Source organism: Bradyrhizobium valentinum (assembly GCF_001440405.1).
Classification (GTDB): domain Bacteria; phylum Pseudomonadota; class Alphaproteobacteria; order Rhizobiales; family Xanthobacteraceae; genus Bradyrhizobium; species Bradyrhizobium valentinum.
Map to the genome: position 1 here is coordinate 43,020 of NZ_LLXX01000239.1, position 6,441 is coordinate 49,460.

Sequence of the window (6,441 nt, forward strand, 5' to 3'; positions counted from 1 at the left end):
GAATCGGAATTCGCAGAAGCCTCCAGCCATTCTGGTAACAGTGCTGCGAAGGACGATGACCGTGTGACGGATGCCCATCTTCGGTCGGATATGCTCAAGAGTGCGACCGCCAAGTCATTGATTGTTCTTAACTCGTGGCTGACTCTTAATCAGCGGTCCCAGGTTCGAGCCCTGGTGCGCCCACCAAGCCTTCGAATAGCTTCGAGACCTCCCGCGACGGTTATTCCGATGAGAAGCTCCGGAGCTCCGGTGCCGTTCGCCAAGAGCCGTTCGCCAAGACGGGCTGGGAGTTGATGGCAGCCCGCAGAAATCTGCCGGTCACGGCAATCTCGATCTCACCTGCTTCCCCCGGGAAGATCGCCAAGGAGATTTGACAGCTTGACCGCCAGCTTTCGAAGCCGGGCATTCTCTTCGAGCAGCAGCACGACGTTATTGGTTTCCTGATGCCGTGCCTCATCTCCCCGAAGTCCGTCGACTTCGTCGAGCAGGGGAGATAAGGCGGTGAGAAGTTCGTCGCCCTGATGCGGCGCTTCATTTGCCTGAAGCGCGTCATTGCCTTCACGCAGCGGCACGACGTTGTCGGCGCGTTTGGCATCCCGAAATGCATCGAGGCGGGCATGTCTGTCGTGCGGCGGATGTTCGATACTCATGACACATTCCTGATCACAAGGTGGCCCAGTCGTCGATTTCCACGACGAGCTTTCCATTGAGTCGGGGGCAAATTTGCGTCGGAAAAGGATCAACGAAGAGGCGCGCCGGATAGCGCATGCGCGCTCCGAGTCACACGGCAGAGCGGATTAGGCCAAATTTTTGACGCATCGCGGGCCTTTCTGACGTCAGCGCGGGCTGGGGAGCAAACCATCTTATTAGGGGCGTAGCGATGACGGATTTCCTGACCAATGCGGATCACTGGCGCAGGCGCGCGGAGCGGACACGGGCGTTAGCCGCGAATGCCGTCAAGGACCAGGGGCGCCTGCTCAAGGTGGCGGAGGAATACGATCGCTTGGCAGCTCTCGCCGACCGGCGGCGAAGTGCTCCGGTCCCGGCCGGTTCCTACGTTCCGGCAAGCCAGCCCGAATAATCTTCCTCAATCGAAAACCGTCGGGAGAGGCGGGCGTTTCCGCCTCCGTAGGCGCATGGCGACGCTGTAGTGGCGGCGAAGTGTGCCGCCATACCCAGATGTGTGACCCGTAGAACACAACCGCCGGGCAACGTTCAAAGCATTGTGATCATGCGATTGCAGGGGAATCAACGAATCACCTAGACCGTTTAATGGGGCTGGGAAGCGGAGAGTTAGTATGAGAGTCGCTTCCTTAGAAAGTGTACTGACGGCGGCTACGCTGGTATTGGCCATCGTCATCGTGCTGTGGGGAATCAAGATTTTCCACGGTGTGTGAGCAGGCGTGCTGGCGTCGAACTAGAGACCTCCGGTCAAGAAGAGGCTCGCGACAAAGGCGTTCAAAGGCGTCACTTCCGCGGCGGCGGAGGCCTTTTTATTTCTGATTGCCGACGAATAGTTCGCCGGAGGCTTGTCCCTTCCGACGCGTATCGAGTTTGGTCCACGGCCTGGCGCGAGATTCGCACGGGCCGCGAGCAGCATTGGTTTCAAGTCCCCTATGCATTTTGGTTATTATCTAATGATCGCAGCGCTCGTTCTCATGGGCCTGGAAGTTCTTTACGCGCTCTATCAATTGGCCACGTTTCTTTAGAAACTTTTCGGGTTCTGATTGAGTCAGAACCCGCTCTAGATTGTTGTTTTGACGCGTTTTCCTGATGCGAGCCGGTTCTCGTCCGAGGACATGCTCTGCTCGAAGACGCTATACATCGCACGCGCAGGCTGCAGTACTGTGCCGCGCGCACTACAAGATTCGCCGCAATCACGCCGCTTTAGCGCCGGGGTCGCCTCCGCGCGATTCCAATTTTAGTCGCAAAATTGCCTGCCGACTCACCTCATTCTCCGCGCGCGACAAAGAGACTGGGGGCTCGTTCCGCATTTTAAAATTGGAGTATCAATCATGCGAGTAGACCATCCGCAGCTTAATAAGCGAGACCGACGCGCAGAACCCTCATTTTGGGTTGAGGAACCGACCGACGACGCTCTTTCGTTGCTTGAGAATGCCCTTCGCGGGGACGAGCCCGCCCTTCGTCGCGACGAACAGGCCGACGAAGCTCACTCGCTGATCGAGGAGAACGCCCGGCTTCGGGAGCTTTTGGCTCAGCTCTCGGACATCATTCGTAAAAACGGCGTTCACCCGAGATAACGCCACGACCTGATCTCGGCCCCGCCCCGGCAAGAGTGGTTCAACCACGCCGGGGCGGGGCCGCTTCATTTTTCGACGATTGATTTCAGTATCTCTCAAGTCACATCATTCATTTGATCAGACCTTTGGGTTAGCGCCTGTCCTTTGCTGCACCCGGTCCTACCCAATATTCCGCGAACTGCCGATCGCCCTGTCGATAGCCGAGAACAAGGCTTCGTCCTGCAAAGGCTTCCGGAGGCTGGCTACCAGCGCACCTTCGTGCGATTGTTCTTGTTGCGCTGCGTCGGCATGCGCGGTGATGAGGATTGTTGGAATTTTAATGCCGTTGCTTATGAGATGCTGTTGAAGCTCCAGGCCGTTCATCCCTGGCATCTGAAGATCTACAATCAGGCACACGGGCAGACCAGATGGCAACGCCGCGAGAAATTCCTCTCCCGATCCGTATGTCCGGGCACTAAAAGCGCGCGAACGCAGCAACCGACTCAACGCCTTGAGCACGGCCGGATCATCGTCCACAATGGCAATCCATGGGGAAGCTTCCGCCATGGAAGACTATTGCCGGTGCGCCCTGCGCCAGTCGAGTTGGCCCTTAGGCCAACAGATGCATTCTTTACTTGGACAGTTTGAGCTTCTCGGCCATCCGTACAAGGTCGGCGACAGTTCGAAGGCCAAGTTTCTCCATCATCCGGCTGCGGTGAACCTTGATGGTCTTTTCGACCGTACCCAACTCGCCGGCAATCTGCTTGTTGAGCCGCCCTGCCACGACGTGCGTAAGCACTTCGCGTTCGCGTGGGGTCAAGGTCCCTACCTTCGCTCGCATCACGTCCAGTTCGGAACGAAGTCGGCGCAACTCGGCATCCATGGCTTCAGCGCGGGACAGCGCTTCGAACAACTCCTGTTCCTTTACCGGCTTTGTCAGGAAATCGATCGCCCCGGCTTTCATGGCGCGTACGCTGGTAGGAATGTCGCCTTTGCCGGTAACGAACACGACGGGACGATGCGAGCCACTGACCGCGGTCAAGACATCCTGAATCTCCAGACCATCAAGATCAGGCATCGAAACATCGAGTACGGCGCATCCGGGAATCGCCTCATCATGCTCTTCAAGGAATACCTGCGGCGAAGAGTACGGCTTGACGTCATAACCCTTGGCGCGGAGCAGTCGCGACAACGCCTTGAGGACTCCCGGGTCATCGTCAACGAGATAAACAGTGAACATGTCAGTCATACAGAACTGAATGCAGGTTGCTGGGCGGGCAACGAAAATCCTGCAACGGCGCCACCGCCCTCGCCGTTGACCAGGGTCAGCTTTCCCTGATGCGCCTTTATGATCGTCGAACAAAGGGCCAGACCCAGGCCAAGGCCGTGGTCCTTGGTGGTGTAGAACGGTTCGAACAGCCGGCCATTTACCTTGGGATGGATGCCGTGCCCCCGATCCTTCACGAGCACGTCTATCATTCCGGTTTTTGCCCCTCGGGTCGAGATCAGGATAGACCGCTGCGCTATCGGGGTAGAGGCCATGGCGTCCATTGCATTCATGACAAGATTCAGCAGGACTTGCTGCAACTGCACAGAATCGCCTCGCGTCAGAAACACGTTGTTTTCCAGGTCAAGCTTGACGCTAATGTCGCGGCCGATCAACTCGCTGTGCAGCAGGCTGATCGTCGATGTGACAAGGGAATTGATGTTGACGTTTTCCATATTTCGCTCGCCCTTCTGAAGAAGGCCCCGGAGACGGTGGATCACTTCGCCCGCCCGATTATCTTCGTGCACAATGTCTTCAAGGGCGTCGCGAACTTCGGCGAGATCTGGGGACTTCTGCCTCAAGAGACGGAGCGCCGCTTGCGCATTTGACAGGATTGCAGTGAGGGGTTGGTTGACCTCGTGAGCTATCGAACCTGAAAGTTCGCCGAGTACGGACACCCGCATCAGGTGCTCAATTTCCAGACGTTGCAGTGCAGTTTCAGCCTCGGCCGATTTCTGGTCGGTGATGTCGACGAAAATGCCCCCTAGTTGCTTTGGCCCGCCTTTGCTCTCGGCATAGGACCGGGCGCGCATGCGGATCCAACGCGTCTCACCGCTCGGCAAGACAATTCGTACGTCGCTGGCTGTGGACCGCTCTGTCCTGAAGGACTTCCGGAGCGAACGGCGTGCGGTTTCGAGATCATCCGGATGAACAGCGGCAAGGAATGCCGCGCGAGTGAGAGGTGCATCACTCCGTAGCCCGAACAGCGCCCTGCCATGTTCGGTAACCCACAATTCATCGGTATCCCGGTCAAACTGCCAGAGGCCGATGTTTGCCGCAGCGGCGGCAAAGGTCATCCGTTCCTCGCTATCCTTAAGGAGTTCTTCGGCGCGCTGTCTCCTGCGCCGCTGAATCAGCAGGGCGCCCAGAATTGTCGTTTGCAGGCCGAGGACGAAAAGTGCCGCAAGAACGGTCCCGCGATACTCATCCCAGATCGTCGGCTTTTTGAACAGAACAACGGTGTCTGGAGGCAGATTCTTGTCCTTCAGATCCCAGCGCTGCATTGCCCGGTGATCGACGCGGTAGTGCTGCGCCGGGTTTGTTCGGGGCGCGAGCGTGGCCGGATCCGCGCCATCCATGATTTCGATCGCCATTTCAGCCGATGCTACGCCGATCGATTCGAACGTCTCAACAAAGCCGCCGACGGCGCCTCTGCCGATAAACGTATCGTAAGGCCCGTAAACCGGTGCAGGTGACCGCGCGGACAGATCAGCCGCGACCTGCGCCGGAACGAAAGCCTTGCCTTCGGCGTCAGCGAAAACCGTCAAAAGGATCACGATCGCATCGGTGGGCACCTTCGACAGTTCAGCGACGAGCTCTGAATACGGAAGCTCAAACAGGAATGTCGTCTCGAATTTGCCGCCGCGCTCCTCGATCATCTTGCGAGCTACCGGTTGCCAACGGCGATCCGTCTCGCCGCTTCCGGCGATGACGAACAGACGGCGAGCCTCCGGCTGGAGCCGCTCCGCGAGCGAAAGCGTCTTCGCCAGATCGAACTCAGTGATGATCCCGGTCGTCTTCGGTGGCAATCGCATGGCGGCATAGGTCTGTGGCGAGATGGACGCAAAGACGACCGGGACATCGGGAAGCAGGTCTCGGTGCTTGACGACGAATGGCAACGCGTTGCTGCCGAGCGTGATCACTAAATCCGGCGGATGCTTCCCGTACTTGTCGCGAATAAACGTCGCCGTTCGCAGCGCATGGGCCTCGTCGGTATTTCGACCCAGATCGAGAAACTCCGCATCGATCTCGACCGATTTCGAGTGCTCGACCAGCCGCTTTCGAGCGGCCTCCGCGATCACGCTGGTGGCGGGAAATGAGTAGTTGAAGGCGTGAAGCATAAGAACGCGCGCACGCTCCGCAGCGCGGGCCTCCCCCGCGAGCAAAAAAAGGAGTCCGATGCTCCACATGACAATGCGCGTCGTAGTCATTTTTGAAAACGCCGCCACTCAAAACGCTACAATTGTAAATTTACAAACTCAGTAATCTGCCCGCGGCTCACGTTGCCGGCTTGCAACCTTAGCACGTTTTTGGGAGCGTATCCTGCCCCCGGCCGTTCAAGATTTCTGAGTAAAATCAAGGAGGATTTTCCCGCCAGACAGAAACAGCGGGACCAATGTCGCCGCGATGCAATTCATGCGCGCAGACGCCGGAGGTCCGACCCAGTGACGCTAGCTACATCGCTCCGATGTTGGACCACGGTCCAATAGCTTGTGACAGGGCTCCTGCGTAGCGTGCCTCTCGCAATTTGGCGATCGAGCGGGAGGCAGCGCGCAAGATGACAACGCTTTTCCCTGCAACCACATTCAAGGCTGACATCGCGGACGGTGCTTCGCTGACCGACGCGATGATCTGGATTTCAGGTGGCACTTTCCGCATGGGATCGGACAAGCATTATCCCGAAGAAGCTCCGGCGCATCGTGTCACGGTGGATGGTTTCTGGATGGATCGCTATCCGGTGACGAACCGGCAATTCAGGAAATTCGTAAGGGCCACCCAGCACGTCACCGTCGCCGAAATCACACCTGACCCCAAGGATTATCCGGGAATGCTCCCGCATATGATCTACGCGGGCTCTTTGATGTTCTCTCCGCCCGCACATCCGGTCAGTCTCCGGGACTTCAGCCAGTGGTGGACCTTCGCCAAGGGCGCGCA

General features: G+C 57.9%; 6 protein-coding genes and 1 pseudogene. 2 read left to right on the forward strand and 5 right to left on the reverse strand.

Annotated features, from left to right (window positions below; genetic code table 11):
• Nucleotides 1-335: 335 nt before the first annotated feature.
• Complete coding sequence (locus CP49_RS41235; protein WP_057855798.1) at nt 336-650, reverse strand: hypothetical protein; 315 nt, start codon at nt 648-650, stop codon at nt 336-338.
• A gap of 230 nt (nt 651-880) precedes the next feature.
• On the opposite strand from CP49_RS41235, the gene CP49_RS41240 reads away from it, so the two are divergent.
• Nucleotides 881-1,081, forward strand: a complete 201-nt coding sequence (locus tag CP49_RS41240; protein ID WP_057855799.1) for a hypothetical protein — start codon at nt 881-883, stop codon at nt 1,079-1,081.
• A gap of 985 nt (nt 1,082-2,066) precedes the next feature.
• Here the strand turns inward: CP49_RS41240 and CP49_RS41250 are convergent.
• From CP49_RS41250 to CP49_RS41265, 4 genes are all read right to left on the reverse strand, one after another.
• Nucleotides 2,067-2,360 (reverse strand): hypothetical protein, encoded by a 294-nt coding sequence (locus CP49_RS41250; RefSeq protein ID WP_156438933.1) that lies wholly within the window; start codon nt 2,358-2,360, stop codon nt 2,067-2,069.
• A gap of 60 nt (nt 2,361-2,420) precedes the next feature.
• Nucleotides 2,421-2,807 carry a response regulator transcription factor gene (locus tag CP49_RS41255; RefSeq protein ID WP_057855802.1) on the reverse strand — a complete coding sequence of 129 codons (387 nt, stop codon included), beginning with the start codon at nt 2,805-2,807 and terminating at the stop codon, nt 2,421-2,423.
• A 64-nt stretch (nt 2,808-2,871) separates the two neighbouring features.
• Entirely contained in the window at nt 2,872-3,489 is a 618-nt protein-coding gene (locus tag CP49_RS41260) for a response regulator transcription factor (protein WP_057855803.1), read from the reverse strand.
• Nucleotides 3,486-5,717 (reverse strand): sensor histidine kinase, encoded by a 2,232-nt coding sequence (locus CP49_RS41265; RefSeq protein WP_057855804.1) that lies wholly within the window; start codon nt 5,715-5,717, stop codon nt 3,486-3,488. The genes CP49_RS41260 and CP49_RS41265 overlap by 4 nt, the downstream gene beginning before the upstream one ends.
• 446 nt (nt 5,718-6,163) lie before the next feature.
• On the opposite strand from CP49_RS41265, the pseudogene CP49_RS48510 reads away from it, so the two are divergent.
• Nucleotides 6,164-6,441: pseudogene (locus tag CP49_RS48510) on the forward strand (SUMF1/EgtB/PvdO family nonheme iron enzyme); the annotation flags it as partial.